The 18,028-nt window shown below is 71.8% G+C and carries 17 protein-coding genes; 9 read left to right on the forward strand and 8 right to left on the reverse strand.

Annotation, left to right across the window (positions count from 1 at the left end):
• The first annotated feature begins 338 nt into the window (after window positions 1–338).
• Window positions 339–1,223 (forward strand): hypothetical protein, encoded by an 885-nt coding sequence (locus tag AB5J56_RS31760; RefSeq protein WP_369237543.1) that lies wholly within the window; start codon window positions 339–341, stop codon window positions 1,221–1,223.
• Complete coding sequence (locus AB5J56_RS31765) at window positions 1,216–1,899, forward strand: PhzF family phenazine biosynthesis protein (RefSeq protein ID WP_369237545.1); 684 nt, start codon at window positions 1,216–1,218, stop codon at window positions 1,897–1,899. Before AB5J56_RS31760 ends, AB5J56_RS31765 begins: the two co-directional genes overlap by 8 nt.
• Before the next feature lie 6 nt (window positions 1,900–1,905).
• Here the strand turns inward: AB5J56_RS31765 and AB5J56_RS31770 are convergent, their stop codons facing one another.
• Together AB5J56_RS31770 and map are read right to left on the reverse strand one after the other, a co-directional pair.
• Complete coding sequence (locus AB5J56_RS31770; protein WP_369237547.1) at window positions 1,906–2,571, reverse strand: heme oxygenase (biliverdin-producing); 666 nt, start codon at window positions 2,569–2,571, stop codon at window positions 1,906–1,908.
• A gap of 142 nt (window positions 2,572–2,713) precedes the next feature.
• Window positions 2,714–3,571, reverse strand: a complete 858-nt coding sequence (gene map, locus AB5J56_RS31775; RefSeq protein WP_369237549.1) for a type I methionyl aminopeptidase — start codon at window positions 3,569–3,571, stop codon at window positions 2,714–2,716.
• 58 nt (window positions 3,572–3,629) lie between these two features.
• Between map and AB5J56_RS31780 the strand changes: the two genes are divergently transcribed.
• Window positions 3,630–3,863 carry a hypothetical protein gene (locus AB5J56_RS31780; RefSeq protein WP_369237551.1) on the forward strand — a complete coding sequence of 78 codons (234 nt, stop codon included), beginning with the start codon at window positions 3,630–3,632 and terminating at the stop codon, window positions 3,861–3,863.
• Between the two features lie 68 nt (window positions 3,864–3,931).
• Here AB5J56_RS31780 and AB5J56_RS31785 read toward each other — a convergent pair whose 3' ends face one another.
• Together AB5J56_RS31785 and AB5J56_RS31790 are read right to left on the reverse strand one after the other, a co-directional pair.
• Window positions 3,932–5,269 (reverse strand): MFS transporter, encoded by a 1,338-nt coding sequence (locus AB5J56_RS31785; protein ID WP_369237553.1) that lies wholly within the window; start codon window positions 5,267–5,269, stop codon window positions 3,932–3,934.
• 97 nt (window positions 5,270–5,366) lie between these two features.
• Window positions 5,367–5,969, reverse strand: a complete 603-nt coding sequence (locus tag AB5J56_RS31790; protein ID WP_369237555.1) for a hypothetical protein — start codon at window positions 5,967–5,969, stop codon at window positions 5,367–5,369.
• Window positions 5,970–6,049: 80 nt separating this feature from the next.
• Here AB5J56_RS31790 and AB5J56_RS31795 point away from each other — a divergent pair, with 80 nt between their 5' ends.
• The 3 genes from AB5J56_RS31795 to AB5J56_RS31805 are packed head-to-tail and all read left to right on the forward strand — an operon-like array spanning window position 6,050 to window position 8,144.
• Window positions 6,050–7,144, forward strand: a complete 1,095-nt coding sequence (locus tag AB5J56_RS31795) for an exo-alpha-sialidase (protein ID WP_369237557.1) — start codon at window positions 6,050–6,052, stop codon at window positions 7,142–7,144.
• A 37-nt stretch (window positions 7,145–7,181) separates the two neighbouring features.
• On the forward strand, window positions 7,182–7,910 hold the full coding sequence (gene npdG, locus AB5J56_RS31800) for an NADPH-dependent F420 reductase (protein WP_369237559.1): 729 nt from the start codon (window positions 7,182–7,184) through the stop codon (window positions 7,908–7,910).
• A 54-nt stretch (window positions 7,911–7,964) separates the two neighbouring features.
• Window positions 7,965–8,144 (forward strand): hypothetical protein, encoded by a 180-nt coding sequence (locus AB5J56_RS31805; RefSeq protein ID WP_369237561.1) that lies wholly within the window; start codon window positions 7,965–7,967, stop codon window positions 8,142–8,144.
• Here the strand turns inward: AB5J56_RS31805 and AB5J56_RS31810 are convergent.
• Window positions 8,134–8,934, reverse strand: coding sequence for a site-2 protease family protein (locus tag AB5J56_RS31810; protein WP_369237563.1), 801 nt, complete (start codon window positions 8,932–8,934; stop codon window positions 8,134–8,136). The two genes, AB5J56_RS31805 and AB5J56_RS31810, sit on opposite strands and share 11 nt — an antisense overlap.
• Window positions 8,935–9,039: 105 nt before the next feature.
• On the opposite strand from AB5J56_RS31810, the gene AB5J56_RS31815 reads away from it, so the two are divergent.
• Both AB5J56_RS31815 and AB5J56_RS31820 read left to right on the forward strand, forming a co-directional pair.
• Window positions 9,040–9,627: a DUF6578 domain-containing protein gene (locus AB5J56_RS31815; protein WP_369237565.1), complete on the forward strand. Its 588-nt coding sequence runs from the start codon at window positions 9,040–9,042 to the stop codon at window positions 9,625–9,627.
• 14 nt (window positions 9,628–9,641) lie between these two features.
• Complete coding sequence (locus AB5J56_RS31820) at window positions 9,642–13,064, forward strand: BTAD domain-containing putative transcriptional regulator (protein ID WP_369237567.1); 3,423 nt, start codon at window positions 9,642–9,644, stop codon at window positions 13,062–13,064.
• Between the two features lie 42 nt (window positions 13,065–13,106).
• Here the strand turns inward: AB5J56_RS31820 and AB5J56_RS31825 are convergent, their stop codons facing one another.
• The 3 genes from AB5J56_RS31825 to panB form a co-directional block, all read right to left on the reverse strand.
• A complete protein-coding gene (locus AB5J56_RS31825) occupies window positions 13,107–13,931 on the reverse strand; it encodes an ABC transporter permease (RefSeq protein ID WP_369237569.1) in 825 nt (274 codons plus the stop codon).
• Window positions 13,928–14,950 carry an ATP-binding cassette domain-containing protein gene (locus AB5J56_RS31830; protein ID WP_369237571.1) on the reverse strand — a complete coding sequence of 341 codons (1,023 nt, stop codon included), beginning with the start codon at window positions 14,948–14,950 and terminating at the stop codon, window positions 13,928–13,930. The genes AB5J56_RS31825 and AB5J56_RS31830 overlap by 4 nt, the downstream gene beginning before the upstream one ends.
• Window positions 14,951–15,192: 242 nt before the next feature.
• Window positions 15,193–16,080 carry a 3-methyl-2-oxobutanoate hydroxymethyltransferase gene (gene panB, locus AB5J56_RS31835; protein ID WP_369237573.1) on the reverse strand — a complete coding sequence of 296 codons (888 nt, stop codon included), beginning with the start codon at window positions 16,078–16,080 and terminating at the stop codon, window positions 15,193–15,195.
• Between the two features lie 253 nt (window positions 16,081–16,333).
• On the opposite strand from panB, the gene AB5J56_RS31840 reads away from it, so the two are divergent.
• A complete protein-coding gene (locus tag AB5J56_RS31840; protein WP_369237575.1) occupies window positions 16,334–17,926 on the forward strand; it encodes an MFS transporter in 1,593 nt (530 codons plus the stop codon).
• The last annotated feature ends 102 nt before the right edge of the window (window positions 17,927–18,028 follow it).

Raw genomic sequence — 18,028 nt, forward strand, 5'->3', positions numbered from 1 at the left:
CCAAGAAGAAGGCGGACTCTGGGCGCGGAGCGGCCCGCGCTGATGTGGTGAGGCTGGCCTAACTTATCTGAGGCTTGCCTGAGTGATACCCACGCATGCGGTGATTCAGCTCTCATGGACGGCGTACAGGCACGGCTTGATCACGGCGGCCAAAAACAGACCCCATGGGTTGGTCAAGCGGAGGTCAAGGCCCCCGCTGGGGCTGGGCGTTTCCACCGCCGGGACATGACCGGCGCACGGAATCGCCACTCGGGCGCGCGCAGTGTTCACCGTGCGCCCCCTCTTGTGCGGACTAATGCGCTGGAGGACGAACCCGCCCTTCCTCGACACTGTCCGCCATGGGCATGAAGAGGGAACTCCTCGGGGCGGACGGCCTGGTGCTGGAGGTCTCCGGCCACCCGGGGCCGCCACCGCTGCGCTTCGAGTCGGCCGACGGCGGGCGCCTGCTGCTGCGGCAGGGGGAGCGGCCGGTGCTCCTGGCCCGGCTGCAGGGCGGGAGCTGCTGCCGTGACCTCTTCCTCCATCGACTCGGCGGCTTCCGCCCGCTCCTGCCGCCGCCGCGGTCGGCGGCCATGCGCTCACCGGTCGACTGGCTGCACCAGTACACGCGTTGGCTGGAGGGCACCGCGGACGGCCCGCTGGACGACGGGCGCTGGCATCTCGCGCGGCGGACCGCCTTCGCGCCGGGCATCTGGACCGAGGACCTCGTACGGGAATGGCCGGGCGGGCAGCTCGAACTGCTCTGCGGCGGCGGCTGGCACGGCGTCGTCCCGCTGCGCCCGCTCTCCGCGCCGGACGCCCCGCGCGTGAGGGCGTACCGCAAGCATGCACGGGACGGCACCCTGGCGCCCGTACTCCTGTGGTGGGTGTCCTTCCTCGACGGCTGGCTGATCCTCGACGGGCACGACCGGGCGGTGGCGGCCGGGGCGGAAGGCATGAACCCGCCGTGCGTGGTGCTGGCCCGCGCGCTGCCGGACGAGAAGTGGCGGCGGCTGGCCGACGGGATGACCGCCGGGCACGAGCAGCACATGGCACGGCTCGCCGCACTCCCGGACGGCCCGGGGATCGCACGCCAACGGGCCGCTCTGGAACGGGGGTTCGGGGACGCCGTCGCCGAGGTCTCCCACGACCACGACTTCACCCGCCGCTGGCCCCTCCCCGGCGGCCCCGCGGCCTGGGACGCGCTCGCGGACGAGGTGATGTTTGAATGCCGGAGTGACTGACTACGACGTGCTGCGGGTCTTCTGCGGACCCGGTGGCGGATACGGCAACGAACTCGGCGTCGTCCGCGAGGGATCCGTACTCCCGGACCGCGACGACCGGCAGGCCCTCGCCGCCAAACTCGGGTTCAGCGAGACCGTGTTCGTCGACGACCCCGAGCGCGGCGTCATCGACATCTACACCCCCAGCGTCCGGCTGCCGTTCGCCGGATACTCCTGCGTCGGCGCGGCCTGGCTGCTCGACGTGCCCGAACTCGTCACGCCCGCCGGGGTGGTGGGTGCCCGCCTCGACGGAGAGTTCAGCTGGATCGAGGCCCGGCCGGAGTGGCCGCAGCCGCGCACCCTGCGCCAGTACGGGTCCGCCGCCGAGGTCGACGCCCTGCAGGTCCCGCCGCCCGGGGAGCGAAGCGAGATGGGGGTCCCCCCGGACGAAGTCTGGGGGAGGATCTACGCCTGGGCCTGGGAGGACGAGGCGGCGGGCCGGATCCGCGCCCGCGGCTTCCCCGGCCGCGGCGACGGCATCGAGGAGGACGAGGCGACGGGCGCGGCGGCCCTGCAGCTGACGGCCCGCCTGGGCCGGGCCCTGAACATCATCCAGGGTGCGGGTTCCCAACTCCTCACGGCTCCGCAGCCGGAGGGGTGGGTGGAGGTCGGGGGGCGGGTCTTTCTTGAGCGGTAGGAGGGGTCACGCAGACTGGGGGAACTCGTCCCCCAGCGCACGGAACAGCGCCGTGTTCAGCCCGAAAGCGCGCCGGCACTCGGCGACTACCCGCTGCTTCCCCAGATCATCCAGATCCACGCCGAGCCGATCCAGCGCTTCGCGATAGCCCCGCTTGAACGCGGCCGGGTTGGCGATCCCCTCGAAGACGTAGAACCGCACCCCGTCGCCCTTGCGCGAGAATCCCCACGTCCGCTCGGCCCTCCCGCGGATGATCTGTCCGCCGGAGAGGTCGCCGAGGTAACGGGTGTAGTGGTGGGCGACATAGCCGCCGGGCCAGGTCCGGGCGCACTCGGCGACCCGGGCCGCGTAGGCCCGCGTGGCCGGCAGCGCGGTGAGCGTCCCGCGCCAGCCCGCGCCCCGCAGATGCGCGAGGTCCCGCTCCAGCGCGGGCAGCCGCAGCAGCTCCGGCCGTATGAAGGGCCCCGCCACCGGGTCGCCGGCCAGCTCCCGCGCGCCGTCCTCCAGCGCCCGGTACACGAACCACAGCTGCTCGGTGTAGCGGGCGAACGCGTCCACGCCCAGCCGGCCGCCCAGCAGGTCACCCATGAACGTCGAGGTCTCCGCCTCGGTGTGCTGTGTGTGGGAGGCGGTGCGGATGAGGGTCGAGAAGGGCGTGCCCGACGCGTTCATGGGGGACCTCCGGGAGTTCCCGACATCCTGTCGGTAAAAACGTACCCCGATTCCTGATCGGGGCCACTCGAACGGGCCGACGGAAAAGCCCGCCCCCGGAATTCGCCGGACAGGGACGGGCTTTTCGCGTGAGCGATCGGGACTACGGCAGCGTGAGGACCTCGGCACCGCTCTCGGTGACGACCAGCGTGTGCTCGAACTGGGCCGTCCGCTTCCGGTCCTTCGTGACGACCGTCCAGCCGTCGTCCCACATGTCGTAGTCGTGGGAGCCGAGCGTCAGCATGGGCTCGATGGTGAAGGTCATCCCGGGCTGGATGACGGTGGTCGCGTGCGGGCTGTCGTAGTGCGGAATGATCAGCCCGGAGTGGAACGAGGAGTTGATCCCGTGCCCGGTGAAGTCCCGCACGACCCCGTACCCGAACCGCTTCGCGTACGACTCGATGACGCGCCCGATGATGTTGACCTGACGGCCCGGCCTGACGGCCTTGATGGCGCGGTCGAGGGACTCGCGGGTCCGCTCGACCAGCAGCCTCGACTCCTCGTCGACGTCGCCGACCAGGTACGTCGCGTTGTTGTCGCCGTGCACGCCGCCGATGTACGCCGTCACGTCGAGGTTGATGATGTCGCCGTCGCGCAGCACCGTGGAGTCGGGGATGCCGTGGCAGATCACCTCGTTCACGGAGGTGCACAGCGACTTGGGGAAGCCGCGGTAGCCGAGCGTCGACGGGTAGGCGCCGTGGTCGCACATGTACTCGTGCGCGACGCGGTCCAGCTCGTCCGTGGTGACGCCGGGCGCGATCAGCTTCGCGGCCTGCGCCATGGCCTGCGCCGCGATCCGCCCGGCGACGCGCATCGCCTCGATCGTCTCGGGCGTCTGCACCTCCGGTCCGGTGTACGGCGTGGGGGCGGGCTTGCCCACGTACTCGGGGCGCCTGATGTTTCCCGGCACGGGACGGGTGGGAGAGAGCTCCCCTGGTACGAGCAGTGACTGGCCAGACATGCCAGCGAGTCTAACCAGCGGCCATGGGGGACCATGTCCGTGGCGAAAGGAGCCGGACATGGCCCTCTTCAAGAAGCGGACCGTCGGGAAGCCCGGTGAGTGGTACTACTGCCTGGAGCACAAGAAGGTCGAGGAAGGCCCCGACTGTCCGGGCAAGGACCGCTTCGGGCCCTACACCTCCCGCGCGGAGGCCGAACACGCGATGGAGTCCGCCCGGGAGCGGAACCTCGAATGGGAGAACGACCCCAAGTGGCACGACGCGGCAGCGCAGGGCTCGGACGACGAGACCTGAGGTCCGAGGCCTGAGACCTGAAGTCCGAGGCCTGAGGTTCGACGGCTGAGGCCGCGGCCGGCCGGGGCCTACGCGGCCTCGGCCGCCCCCGCCCCGGCCGCCGCCTCGTCCTCGGCCCGCCGCACGGCCCGCATCCGCAGCGCGTGCTCGTTCGTGCGGGCGTCGTACGTCATCAGCTTCGGCAGACAGAGCGCGAGGAGCCCCACCGCGCCCACGCAGAGTGCCCCGCCCGCCCAGACCGACGTCCGCACGCTCGTCCACGCGGCCATGCCGCCCGCGCGGACCTGCCCGAGCTGGGGCCCCACGGAGTACGACAGCAGCTCGATCCCGGCCAGCCGGCCCCGCAGCTCGTCCGGGATCGTCTGGTTCCACATCGCGGCCCGGAAGATCCCGCTGACCATGTCGAAACCACCACCGACGGTCAGGAACAGCAGCACCAGCCATACGTCGTCCACGACCCCCGCGGCCACCATGGCGAGCCCCCACAGCGCCGCCGAGAGGGCCACCACCCGCCCGTGCCGCTGGACACGCGAGGTCCACCCACTGGTCAGCGTCACGAGCAGGGCCCCGGCCGGAAGCGCCGCATACATCAGCCCGAGCGACCACTCCGCGTCCAACTCGTCCGCGAGGAACGGCAGTACGGCGAGCGGCATCGCGAAGAACATCGCCGCGAGGTCGATCGCGTACGTCCCGAGAAGTTCCTTGCGGTTCCACGCGTACCGGGCGCCCTCCGCTATGGACCGCAGCGAGGGTTTCGCCGCCTCGTGCGAGGCGGGCGACGCGGCGAGCCCGAGACCCAGTACCACCGACGCCGCGAAGGTGGCCAGGTCGGCGGCGTACGCCCAGCCGAGCCCGGCGTACGCCACGACGACGCCCGCGAGGGCCGGCCCGGCGACCCCGCCGACCGTCCACCGCAGGGAGTTGAGGGAGGCGGCGGCCGGGAGGTGCTCGTGTGCCACGATCCGCGGGACGATCGAGTCCAGCGCGGGCCGCTGGATCGCCCCGAGCGCGGACGACAGCGCGGCCACCGCGTACAGCGGCCACACCGCGGGGTGCGGCAGCAGCGCGTTGACCAGGAGCACGGCGCTCAGGACGCCCAGCCCGGCCTCGGTGAGAAGGATCAGCTTCCGCTTGTCCAGGGCGTCGGCGAGCGCCCCGCCGTACAGCCCGAACACGATCAGCGGCACCAGCTCCACGGCCCCGATCGCCCCGACCGCCGCCACGGACCCGGTCAGCTCCTTCATCTGCACCGGCAACGCGACGAAGGTGAGGAAACTGCCGAAGTTCGTGATCAGCCCGGCCACCCACATCCGCCGGAAGTCGGCGGAGGCCCGCCAGGGCGCGAGGTCGGGGAGCAGCGCGCGCAGCCGGGCGGAGGGGGCGGGGGAGGGGGTGTCGTCACTCACGAGGGGCCATGCTCAGCGGCAAGGCCCTCCGGGAGCAACCGCTTTAAACGAGCCGAGCCCGGCTGCGTCGGGTGAGCGGCATCCTCCCGGTCTCCGCCTACCAGCGCGCCGGCGGCGGCCCCGTGAGCCGGTCCGCCAGCCGCGACATCCGGTCGCGGAACCGTCGCCGCCCCCGCCCCTCCGGCACGGAGTTCTCCCCGGCCCCCGCACTCACCAGGTGCTGAACGGTGTCGAGGTCGAGGTCGGTCCCCGTGGGCACCGTCAGGGCCTCGTGGGCCATGGCGCCCAGCTCACGGTCCCCGGAGTCGAGCGCGAGCACGGTCGCCCCGGCCCGCCGGGCGTCGTGCACCCGCTCCAACAGCGCGGCGCCCGGCGCAGCGGGAGCGACGACGAGCAGCGTCTCGCCGCGCCGGGCCGCCTCGATCCGCCCGAGGCCCACGGCCAGATGCGCGGGGTCGGAGTCCCGCGCCCCGTGCCGTACCAGCGTCGGCGCCAGCTCCGGCGTACCGGACCAGGCCGCCTCGTCGACGAGGTGCGCGGCCAGATGCCACGGCTCGTACTCCGCCGTGCCCACGAGCAGGAGTCCGCCGCCGTACGACACCACGGAGCCCCGCAGGGCGCCCGCGAACCGCCTGGTGGCCGCGGGCCACTCGGTTCCGGCGAGCACTTCGCGCAGCAGCGCGACCCGTACGGCGTCCATGCGCACGCATCCTGCCGCAACCGGTCACTCGTGACCCGGAGTTCACCACGAATTCGCCCGACCGGGGCAGAAGCCCGCCCATGGCAGAAGCAAGCGCAGAGGCGAGCACGGCAACCATCCCCTTCCGCGCGGGCCGCGAGGGCTACGCAAGCTTCCGCATCCCCGCCGTGGTCGTCACGCACACGGGCACCGTGCTCGCCTTCTGCGAGGGCAGGGTCGCCTCCGCCCGCGACTACGGGAACATCGACATCGTCCTGAAGCGGTCCACGGACGGCGGCCGCACCTGGGGCCCGCTCCAGGCCGCCGCCAAGAACGGCGACAACCTCGCGGGCAATCCCGCCCCCGTCGTCCTCGACACCGGCCGCGTCCTCCTCGTGCACGTCCGCTCGGCCGCCACCGCCTCCGAGGACGCCCTGCTGCGCGGCAGGGTGAAGGAGGCCGACGGGCGCCGGGTCTGGGTGCAGCACAGCGACGACGACGGAGTCACCTGGTCGAGCCCGAAGGAGATCACCAAGCAGGTGAAGAAGCCGGGCTGGCGCTGGTACGCGACCACCCCCGGCCACGCCCTCCAGCTCACCACCGGCCGTGTCGTCGTCCCCGGAAACCACACGCTCCCGCCCACCGGCACCGACAACGGCACGGAGCCGCAGTACAACAGCGGCCACTGTCTGTTCAGCGACGACCACGGCGAGACCTGGTCACTCGGCTATGTCGACGAGAACACCAACGGATACATCAACGTCAACGAGACCACGGCCGCCGAACTCCCCGACGGCCGCATCTACTTCAACACCCGCAACGACTCCCCGTCGCCGGGGGTCCGCGCCGACGCGTACTCGACGGACGGCGGCCGCACCCTCGTGAAACCCTTCCGCCCGCAGGCGGGCCTGGTCGGTCCCGTCGTCCAGGGCAGCCTCCTGCAACTCCGCGACCCCGACCTGCTCCTGTACTCGGGCCCCGCCGACCCCGACTCCCGCGCCATGATGACCGTCCGCGCCTCCACCGACACCGGCATCACCTGGCGCACCGTCCACACGGTCGACGGGCTGCCCGCCGCGTACTGCGACCTCGTCCGCGTCGACGCGGCGACCGTCGGACTCCTCTACGAGACGGGCGACTTCGGCGCGTACGAGACGATCACCTTCCGCCGCGTCCCCGTGACCGCCCTCACCTGACCGCCACCCGCCGCGGCCGCGCACGTAAAGTCGGCCCATGACCTCTACCGACAGTGCACAGCAGCCCGCCGCAGGCGCCCCCGCGAAGGCCCCGGCCAAGGACCCCTGGGACCTTCCGGACGTGTCCGGTCTCGTCGTCGGTGTGCTCGGCGGCACCGGACCGCAGGGCAAGGGCCTCGCCTACCGGCTCGCCAAGGCCGGCCAGAAGGTGATCATCGGCTCCCGCGCCGCGGACCGCGCGCAGGCCGCCGCCGACGAGCTCGGCCACGGCGTCGAGGGCGCCGACAACGCCGAGACCGCGCGGCGCAGCGACATCGTGATCGTCGCCGTACCGTGGGACGGCCATGGCAAGACCCTGGAGTCGCTGCGCGAGGAGCTGACCGGCAAGCTCGTCGTCGACTGCGTCAACCCGCTCGGCTTCGACAAGAAGGGCGCCTACGCGCTGAAGCCGGAGGAGGGCAGCGCCGCCGAGCAGGCTGCCGCCCTGCTGCCCGACTCGCGCGTCGCCGCGGCCTTCCACCATCTCTCCGCCGTCCTCCTCCAGGACCCGGAGATCGAGGAGATCGACACGGACGTCATGGTCCTCGGCGAGGAGCGGGCCGATGTGGAGATCGTGCAGGCGCTGGCCGGCCGCATCCCCGGCATGCGCGGGGTCTTCGCGGGGCGGCTGCGCAACGCCCACCAGGTCGAGTCGCTGGTCGCGAACCTGATCTCCGTGAACCGCCGCTACAAGGCGCACGCGGGCCTGCGCGTCACGGACGTATGAGCGGATGGGGGACACTGGACGCCGTAGCAGTGTCCCCCGACAGGAGCCCGTCCCATGCCCCGCCTCGCTCTCTACGCCCTCGTCGTCTGCCTCCTCGCCGTGGCCGCGGCGGTCGTCTCCTTCGCGCAGGGCAGCTTCCTGGGGATCGTCTGGGTGCTGCTCGCGGGCCTGTCGTCCAACATGACCTGGTACTACCTCAAGCGGGACAAGGCCCGGAAGTCCGTCACCGGCTGACCTGGCAGTACTCGTTGGTGCCCTGCCAGAAGCGGTACAGCTCCTGGCCGCAGTAGCGGTGCAGGTCGTCGATGCCCAGGCTGCTGAGGATCGAGTAGATCGCGTCGAAGAACACCCGGTTCACCTCGGGGATCCACAGCATCGCGAACACGGCCAGCAGCCCGAACTGCGCGAAGGGCTCCACCTGGCGGCGTACGTTGTACGACAGCCAAGGCTCGATCACCCCGTACCCGTCCAGGCCCGGCACCGGCAGGAAGTTCAGGATCGCCGCCGTCACCTGGAGCAGGGCGAGGAACGCCAGCGCGTACTGGAAGTCCTGCGGCACCCCGTCCAGCGCGTCCAGCCAGAACGGGGCCGTGCACGCCACCGCGAACAGCACGTTCGTCAGCGGGCCCGCCGCCGAGATCAGGCTGTGCTTCCAGCGGCCCTGGATCCGGCCCCGCTCGATGAACACGGCGCCGCCCGGCAGACCGATCCCGCCCATGATCACGAAGATGACCGGCAGGACGATGCTGAGCAGGGCATGTGTGTACTTCAGCGGGTTGAGGGTCAGATAGCCCTTCGCGCCGATCGAGATGTCGCCGCTGTGCAGGGCCGTGCGCGCGTGCGCGTACTCGTGGAGGCAGAGCGAGACGATCCACGCGGCCGTGACGAACAGGAACACGGCCACGCCCGGCTGCTCGGCGAACCCCGTCCAGGTCGCCCAGCCCGTCACCGCCGTGACAGCCACGATCCCCACGAAGACGGGGCTGATCCTCCGGTCGCTGCGGCGGGACGCGGCGGTGGTCATGGGGCTCCCTGGACTGGTGCGCATCTGTTCGGGCCTGCCCGACCGTACCGGGCTCGGTCCGAAAACGTCTCGCGAACCCCGTTGAGTTCCGGAGAAGGTGGTGCCATGGGGTTTTGGCAGGTGTTCTACGAGAGCTGGCAGATGGAGTGCTGCGGCACGCCGTTCACGGTCGGGGACGAGGTGGCGTGGCCCCTGTTGCTCCCCTACGAGGGCGACGCGCTCGGGGGCGGCTGGTCCGGTGAGCTCAGCACGATCGTGGGGCAGGTGGAGCGGGTGCGGGACGAGGAGGGCGTCATCCGTGTCCTGCGCGCGGACGACGGGCTCACCGCCGCCCTGAACGGCGACCCGGAGGACGAGTCCGCCGCGGACGACGGCGCGTCGATCCGCAGGGTCGGCCTGCTCACCGTCGAACGGCACAGCGGCGAATGGCCCGAGACGACAGGCCACGTCCGCGCCATCCGGCTGGTGACCCAGGGCTATGCGGAAACCGCCCCCGGCTCACGCAGCTGGACGCCGGTGCCCGGGGAGGGGTCGTTCCGGGCCGTCCACAGTTGTCCGAAGTGGTTCGGCGCGGACGTGGTCGAGGACGGCGGTACGGCGTCGGGGGCCACCCTGCGCCGCATCGAGACCGGTGTCCTGGTCGAACTCGACGTACAGTGCGCCACTCCCACGGAACCCCGGGACCGGGGCTGACGGCACCGTAGACAATGGACCCCGTGCGCTATCGCATCCTCGGCACCACCCAGGCCCTCCGCCCCGACGGCACGGCCGTCCCGCTCGGCGGGGCGCGGCTGCGTGCCCTGCTGACCGTGCTCGCCCTGCGGCCCGGGCGCCTCGTGCCCGCGGCCGTCCTGGTCGACGAGGTCTGGCGCGGCGATCCACCCGCCGACGCGACCGGCGCGCTCCAGGCTCTGGTGGGACGGCTGCGCAGGGCGCTCGGCCCGGACGCGATCGCCTCCGCGGACGGCGGCTACCGGCTCGCCGCGTCCGCCGACGACATCGACCTGCACCGCTTCGAGCGGCTCGCCGGGGAGGGCGCCCGCGCGCTCGCCGACGGCGACCCCGCCAAGGCGGCCGTGGTCCTCGACGACGCCCTCGCCCTGTGGCACGGGCCGCCGCTGGCCGACCTCCCGGACCGCACCGCCGAGTCGGCCCGCTGGGAGACCCGCCGTCTCGACGCGCACCGCGCCCGGCTGACCGCGGCCCTCGCCCTCGGCCGCGCCGAGCAGGCCCTGCCCGAGATCACCGCCCTCTGCGACAGCCACCCCCTCGACGAGCCCCTCCAGGCGCTGCGCCTGCGCGCCCTGCGCGACGTGGGCCGCCCCGCGGAGGCCCTGGCCGCCTACGAGGAGGTACGCCACCTCCTCGCGGACCGCCTCGGGTCGGATCCGGGTGCCGAACTGCGGGCGCTGCACGGGGAGTTGCTGAGCCCGTACGAGCCCTCGCACCCGGGTTCCGGGACGGACGGGCAGGCGTACGCCCGCCCCGGCTCGTTCTCCGACGTGAACGGACAGCCGTACGCGGCCTCCCGTGCCCGCGCCACCGCCACCGATGCCGGTACGAACGAGGCGGCCACCGGCTCCGCAGTGCTGTCCCGCACCCGCACAGCGACCCCGACCCCGCCCGGCAACCTGCGCGCCCGCCTGACCTCCTTCGTCGGCCGGGACGCCGACATCGAGGCCATCCGGGGCGACCTCGCGGCGGCGCGGCTCGTGACGCTGCTCGGGCCCGGTGGGGCCGGGAAGACGCGGCTGTCGCAGGAGGCGGCGGAGACCGTGGCGTACGCGGCGCGGGACGGGGTGTGGCTGGCCGAGCTCGCTCCGGTGGACGATCCGAAGGCCGTGCCCGAGGCCGTGCTCACCGCCGTCGGGGCACGCGAGACGGTGCTGCGCGGCGCCGGCGCCGAGGAGATGCGCGCGGTCGCCGACCGGCACGACGACCCCCTCGTGCGGCTCGCCGAGCACTGCGCCAGGCGCCGCATGCTCCTGATCCTCGACAACTGCGAACATGTGGTGGACGCCGCCGCCCACCTCGTCGAGGCGCTGCTGGAGCGCTGCCCGGAGCTGACGGTGCTGGCGACCAGCCGCGAACCCCTCGGCGTACCGGGGGAGTTGCTGCGCCCCGTGGAACCGCTGCCGGAGCCGTCCGCGCTGCGGCTGTTCGCCGACCGGGGCGCCGCCGCCCGGGCAGGCTTCCGGATCGACGCCGACCAGGAGACTACGGCGGCGGCCGCCGAGATCTGTCGCCGCCTCGACGGACTGCCGCTCGCCATCGAGCTGGCCGCCGCCCGGCTACGGATGTTGACGCCCCGTCAGATCGCGGACCGGCTCGACGACCGGTTCCGGCTGCTGACGTCGGGAAGCCGGACGGTCCTGCCGCGCCAGCAGACCCTGCGGGCCGTCGTCGACTGGTCCTGGGACCTGCTCGACGAGGACGAACGCGGCACGCTGGGACGGCTGTCCGTGTTCGCGGGCGGCTGCGACCTACCCGCGGCCGAGGCCGTCTGCGGACCCGGGGCCCTGGAGGCGCTCGGCTCGCTGGTCGACAAGTCCCTTGTCGTCGCGGCCCCTTCGGGCGACGGAGCGATGCGCTACCGGCTCCTGGAGACCGTCGCCGAGTACGCGGGTGAACGGCTCGACGAGGCCGGGCAGCGAGCGGCCGCCGAGCGCGCCCACCTCACGTACTACCGCGAACTCGCCCGCACCACCGACCCGTTGCTGCGCGGCCCGGACCAACGGGTGGCGGTGGAGCGGCTGGAGCTGGAGTCGGAGAACGTCCGCGCCGCCCTCCAGCACGCCGTCGCCGCGCGCGACGAGCAGGAGGCGGTCTGCCTCGTCCTCTCGCTGGCCTGGTACTGGCAGATCCGCGACCTGCGCATCGTCGCCCGCCACTGGTCCAGCGAGGTCATGGCGCTCTTCCCCGACCCGTTCGTGGAGCCCGTACGGCCGGCCGCCCCGCTGTACGAGAGCTGCACGGCCGCCCCGCCGCCGATGCGCCCCGAGGTCCTCGAAGAGGCCCGGCGCGGTGTCCACCTCGTCCATCTCGCCTGCATGGACATGGATCTGGACTCCTGGCAGAGCCCGCAGGGCCAGGCGAAGCTGCGCATCATCAGCGAGACCTACCGCCCGGGCCTCCCGCAGACCTGCCGCAGCCCCGGCAACCTCTGGTTCTACGCCGTTCTGCTGAACGGCGACATGGAGCGGATGCGCGACGTCATCGACGAGAACGTCCGCACCTGCCGCGAGCTCGGCTACGAGTGGGAGCTGGCCCTCTGCCTCCAGACCCGCGCCAACATGCTGGCCAACCGGGCCTCCTGGGCGGGCGACGCGACCCGCGACGCCGACGAGGCGCTGGAGGTCTTCACCCGGATCGAGGACGCCTGGGGCTGCGCAGAGGCGCTCTCCGCGCGCGGCGAGGCCCGTGAGCGGCGGGGCGAATACCCGCTCGCCGCCGCGGACTACGCGGAGGCGATCACGTATGCCGAACGGCTCGGCGCCCGCGCCCAGACGGCGGTGCTCAGCGCCCGGCTCGGCGGCGTACTCCTGGAGTGCGGGGACACCGAGCGCGGCGAGCAGATGCTGCGCGGGGTCCTGGAGCGCGGCGACGGAACCGTCAACGAGGCCATGCCCGCCTCCCGGCTCTTCCTCGCGATGTGGCTCGGCCGGACCGGCCGGATCGACGAGGCGCGCGAGCAGATGCGCCTGCTGCGCGACAACTTCGAGGCCGTCACCTTCGTCGTCTTCGACGGGTTCGTGCTGGGCGTGGAGGCCTGGCTGGACGCGAAGGAGGGGCAGTACGCGACCGCACTGGAGAAGGCCCGGCAGGCGCTGTCGCGGTCCAACGAATCGCTGTCGCAGGTGATCGCCCCGCAGCTGACCTCCGCACACCTGACCACCGCCGCCATCGCCCTCACCGGCCTGGACGGCGGCCGCCGCGTCCGTGACGCGGCCGTGCTGCTCGGCGCCGCCGACCATCTGCTGCCCCAGGGCCACTTCACGGGCCCGATGGAGGACGAGGTGCGCGCCCAGGCCGAGGCGGGCGTGCGGGCGCTGCTCGACGACACCACGTACGAGACCGCGTACGCGGAGGGCGGCGGGCTCTCCGCGGAGGAGGCCGCCGCCCTCGTCTGACGCGGACCGGGGGGCTTGTGCTTGCGTCGGGCGTACCCGGCGTCAGGCCTTGGTACGGAACTTGTTGATCGCGATCGGCGCCATGACCGCCGTGAGCACGACCGACCAGATCAGCGTGACCAGCACGTCGTGGGCGATCGGCTGGCCGCCGTTCATCAGGCCGCGGGCGGCGTCCGCCAGCGACGACAGCGGGTTGTAGTCCGTGAAGGCCTGGAGCCAGCCGGGCATGGAGTTGGTGGGGGCGAAGATCGACGATCCGAACTGCAGAGGCATCAGCACGAGGAATCCCATCGCCTGGATGGACTGGGCGTTCTTCATCACCACGCCCATGGTCAGGAAGATCCACATGATTCCGAAGCCGAAGACCATGGCCAGGCCCACGGCGGCGAACAGACCCGGCACGTTCGACACGGACAGGCCGAGGATGAAGCCGACGGAGAGCAGGACCGCGACGGCGACCACCATCCGGCCGATCTCCACCACGATCTTGGCGATCAGGACCGAGGAGCGGGCGATCGGCAGGGACCGGAAGCGGTCCATCACACCCGTCTGGAAGTCCTGGTTGAAGCCGGTGCCGACACCCATCGCGATGTTCATGCCCATCATGGCCATCAGACCGGGGACCACGTAGTTGACGTAGTCGCTCTGGTTGCCCTTGCCGGCGATCGCACCGCCGAACACGAACACGAAGAGCAGGCAGAAGACGATCGGCATCAGGATCGCGTCGAACATCGACTCGGGGTCCTGGCGGATCCACAGCAGGTTGCGGCGGACCAGGGCGCCGATGTGGCGCAGGTTGCCGCGGAGTCCGATCCGGCCGTCGTGCTGTACGGCGGCGGGGGAGTGGGTCAGGGTTGCGGTGCTCATACGGCGACCTCCGCGAGTTCGGGGGACGCGTCCTGCGGGGCACTGGCCTTGTGGCCGGTGAGGGACAGGAACACCTCGTCCAGGCTGGGCAGTTCGGTGCTGATGTCGGCGAGCGTGATGCCGCGCGAGGTGAGTGCGCCGACCACCGCGGTCAGCTGCTCGTCGCTGAGGATCGGGACGACGACGGAGCCGGTCTCGGTCTCCACGATCGCGTTGCCGGGACCGGTGAGGCCGAAGTCGTCGAGCGCCGCCGCCGTCGGGCGCAGCTCCAGCGGGTCCGCCGGGCGGATGCGCAGGGTGCGGCCGCCGACCCGGGCCTTCAGCTCGTCGATACGGCCGTTGGCGATGACCTTGCCGCGGTCGATGACCGTCAGCTCGGAGGCCAGCTGCTCGGCCTCCTCCATGTACTGGGTGGTGAGCAGGACGGTCACACCGTCCGCGACCATGCGCTTGACCTCCTGCCACACCTCGTTGCGGGTGCGCGGGTCCAGGCCGGTCGTCGGCTCGTCCAGGAAGAGGACGGCCGGACTGCCGATCATGGACGCGGCGAGGTCGAGCCGGCGGCGCATACCGCCGGAGTACGTCGACGCCGGGCGCTTGGCCGCCTCGGTGAGCGAGAAGCGCTCCAGCAGCTCGTCGGCGCGGCGCCGGGCGTCCTTGCGCGGCAGGTCGAGCAGCCGCCCGATCAGGTAGAGGTTCTCCCAGCCGGGGAGCTTCTCGTCGACCGAGGCGTACTGGCCGGTGAGGCCTATGACGCGGCGCAGCTGGCGGGGCTGCTTCAGCACGTCGTAGCCCGCGACCGTCGCGTGGCCGGAGGTGGGGGTGAGCAGGGTGGACAGGATGCGGACGAGGGTGGTCTTGCCGGCGCCGTTGGGACCGAGCACGCCGAGGACGGTGCCCTCGTGGACGTCCAGGTCCACGCCGTCCAGCGCCTTGGTCTCGCCGTAGTGCTTGACCAGCCCCCGAACGGTGACGGCGCTCTTCGCGCCGCTGCTGGGGTTCTTGTCGATTCGCGTCATGCCGATGACGGTCCCAGGTCCCACCGACAAACCGCCGACAGGTCACCGACAGGGACCTGCCCGCACCGACAGACCGCCGACAGCACCGGCACGCACCGCGACCATCAATTGAGCAACCCCCACGGCGAGCAATTTGGTCCGCGAGAGCGGCGCCGGTTCAGGCGCAAAGGACGGCAGCAGCCCGCCGACGGGGGAAGTTCGGCGGGCTGCTTCGGTGCCGCAGTGGTCCTTCAAGCGGTCCTTCAGTGGACGGAGTTCTCCTCCAGCGGGAACGTTCCGCCGACGACGTCGTCGGCGAAGGCGCGCGCCGCGTCGCCCATGACCGACCGCAGGTCGGCGTACTTCTTCACGAACTTCGGCACCTTGCCGCCGGTCAGCCCGAGCATGTCGGTCCAGACGAGCACCTGCGCGTCCGTCTCCGGGCCCGCGCCGATGCCGACCGTCGGGATGTGCAGCGTGCGGGTGACCTCGGCGGCCAGCTCCGCCGGGACCAGCTCCAGGACCACGGCGAACGCGCCCGCGTCCTGGACGGCCTTGGCGTCGCGCAGCAGCTGGTGGGCCGCCTCCTCGCCGCGGCCCTGCACGCGGTAGCCCATGGAGTTCACGGACTGCGGGGTCAGGCCGATGTGCGCCATGACGGGGATGCCGGACTCGACCAGCAGCTCGATCTGGCGGTGCGAACGCTCGCCGCCCTCCAGCTTCACCGCGCCGACCCCGGCCTCCTTGACCAGGCGGGTGGCCGAGCGCAGCGCCTGCACCGGGCCTTCCTGGTAGGAGCCGAAGGGCAGGTCGCCCACGATCAGGGCGCGCGAGGTGCCCCGGACGACCGCGGCCGAGAGCATGGTCATCTCGTCCATCGTGACGGGGACGGTCGTCTCGTAGCCCAGGTGGCAGTTGCCCGCCGAGTCGCCGACGAGCATGACCGGGATGCCGGCCTCGTCGAAGACGGACGCGGTCATCGCGTCGTACGCGGTGAGCATGGGCCACTTCTCGCCGCGCTCCTTGGCGGCGGTGATGTCGCGGACCGTGATACGGCGGGTGCTCTTGCCTCCGTACAGCGCTTTGCTGCTGTCGGTGGTCTTCTGCACACCCTCCGCAGACTGCTTCTGGGCAGCCGAAAGCTGCGTCATCGCAACGGCTCCTTCTGTCATCTCGAGGCGCCCTGACGGCGTCCCCGGATCTCCTCCATGGTGGCACTTCGTGTCACGTGCGGCTAGACCGGGTGGAGCGACACAGGTCTCATGGTCGAGCACCGGTCCACCGGGCCGGGGGAGTGTGGGCCCGTTCGTGGCGGGGACAGCCCAGGTGTGTCTTCGTAAGTTCTCCGTAAAGTATTTTCGATACGAGACGGTGCCGTATCGAAATTCACCTAGGGTGGTCGTCATGACAACTTCCGCTGCCCCCGCCGAACGGCGAGTGCCCGAGGCGGTCCACCGGCGCCGCTGGGCCATCCTCGGCGTCCTGATGCTCAGCCTGCTGATCGTGGTGCTCGACAACTCGATCCTGAACGTCGCGATCAAGACGATCTCGACCCCGGCGCCCGTCGGTCTCGGCGCCACCCAGAGCGAGCTGGAGTGGGCCATCAACGCCTACACCCTCGTCTTCGCCGGCCTGCTCTTCACCGCGGGCCTGCTCGGCGACCGGCTCGGCCGCAAGAAGGTGCTGCTCGCCGGCCTCGCCTTCTTCGGCCTCGGCTCGGCGCTCGCCGCGGAGTCCGGCTCGCCGGTCCAGCTCATCGTCTTCCGCGCGGTGATGGGCCTCGGCGCCGCCTTCGTGATGCCCGCCACGCTCGCCGTCCTGATGAACGTCTTCGAGCGCGACGAGCAGCCCAAGGCCATCGGCATCTGGGCGGGCGGCGTCGGCCTCGCCATCGCGATCGGCCCGATCACCGGCGGCGTCCTGCTCGACCACTTCTGGTGGGGCTCGGTCTTCCTCATCAACGTGCCGATCGTGCTCCTCGCGCTCGGCCTGATGTTCTGGCTGGTGCCCGACTCCCGCGACCCGAACCCCGGCCGCGTCGACCCGGTCGGCGTCGTCCTGTCGGTCATCGGCCTCGTCCTGCTTGTCTACGGCATCATCAAGGGCGGCCAGTTGGCCGACTTCACCGACGCCACGGTGCTCGCGACGATCGCGGCCGGTCTCGCGGTGCTCGCCGTCTTCGTCGTGTACGAGAAGCGCAGCGACCACCCGTCCATCGACATCTCGTACTTCGGGAACAAGGTCTTCTCGGCCGCCATCTCCGCCATAGCGCTGGTCTTCTTCGCACTGATGGGCGTGACCTTCTTCTCCGTCTTCTACACCCAGAGCGTGCGGGGCTACTCGCCGCTGCAGACCGGCCTGTTGATGCTGCCGCTCGCCGCCGCCCAGATCATCTTCGCGCCGCGGGCCCGGCTGGTCGTCGACCGCTTCGGCAACCGGGCCACCTGCACGGCGGGCATGCTGATCATCGCCGCGATGCTCGCCGCGTTCGCCACACTGGAGGCCGACACGCCGATCTGGCTCCTCGAGGTCGTCTTCTTCTTCATGGGCACCGGCATGGCGCACATCATGACCCCGACCAGCGTCGTCATCATGCAGGCCCTGCCGCGGGAGAAGGCGGGCTCCGCGTCCGCGCTCAGCAACACCTTCCGCCAGGTCGGCGGCGCGCTCGGCATCGCGGTCCTCGGCTCGGTGCTGTCCACCTCGTACCGCAACGGCATCGAGGACAAGCTCTCCCTGCTGCCCCCGGGCCTGCGGCACACCGCGGGCGAGTCCATCGAGGCCACCCTCGGTGTCGCCGCGAAGTCCGGCGCCCAGGGCAAGGCCCTCGTCGACTCGGCCAACGACGCCTTCCTGCACGCCATGCACATCACGGCCCTGGGCGGCGCGGCCGTCGCGGTCGTCGGCGCCGTGGTGGTCGCCCTGTTCCTGCCGGGCCGGGCGCCGGCCCCTCAGGAGGGCAAGGAGGAAACGGAGTTGGTCACGGCGGACCACTGAGCGGAGATACGCGGAAGGCGGGCATCCCGGCGCGGATGCCCGCACCCGCCGTACACCAGGGAGAATCACGGGGGATTGCCACCAGGGCAGCGAAGAAACGGA

The sequence above is a fragment of the Streptomyces sp. R21 genome (assembly GCF_041051975.1).
GTDB lineage: Bacteria > Actinomycetota > Actinomycetes > Streptomycetales > Streptomycetaceae > Streptomyces.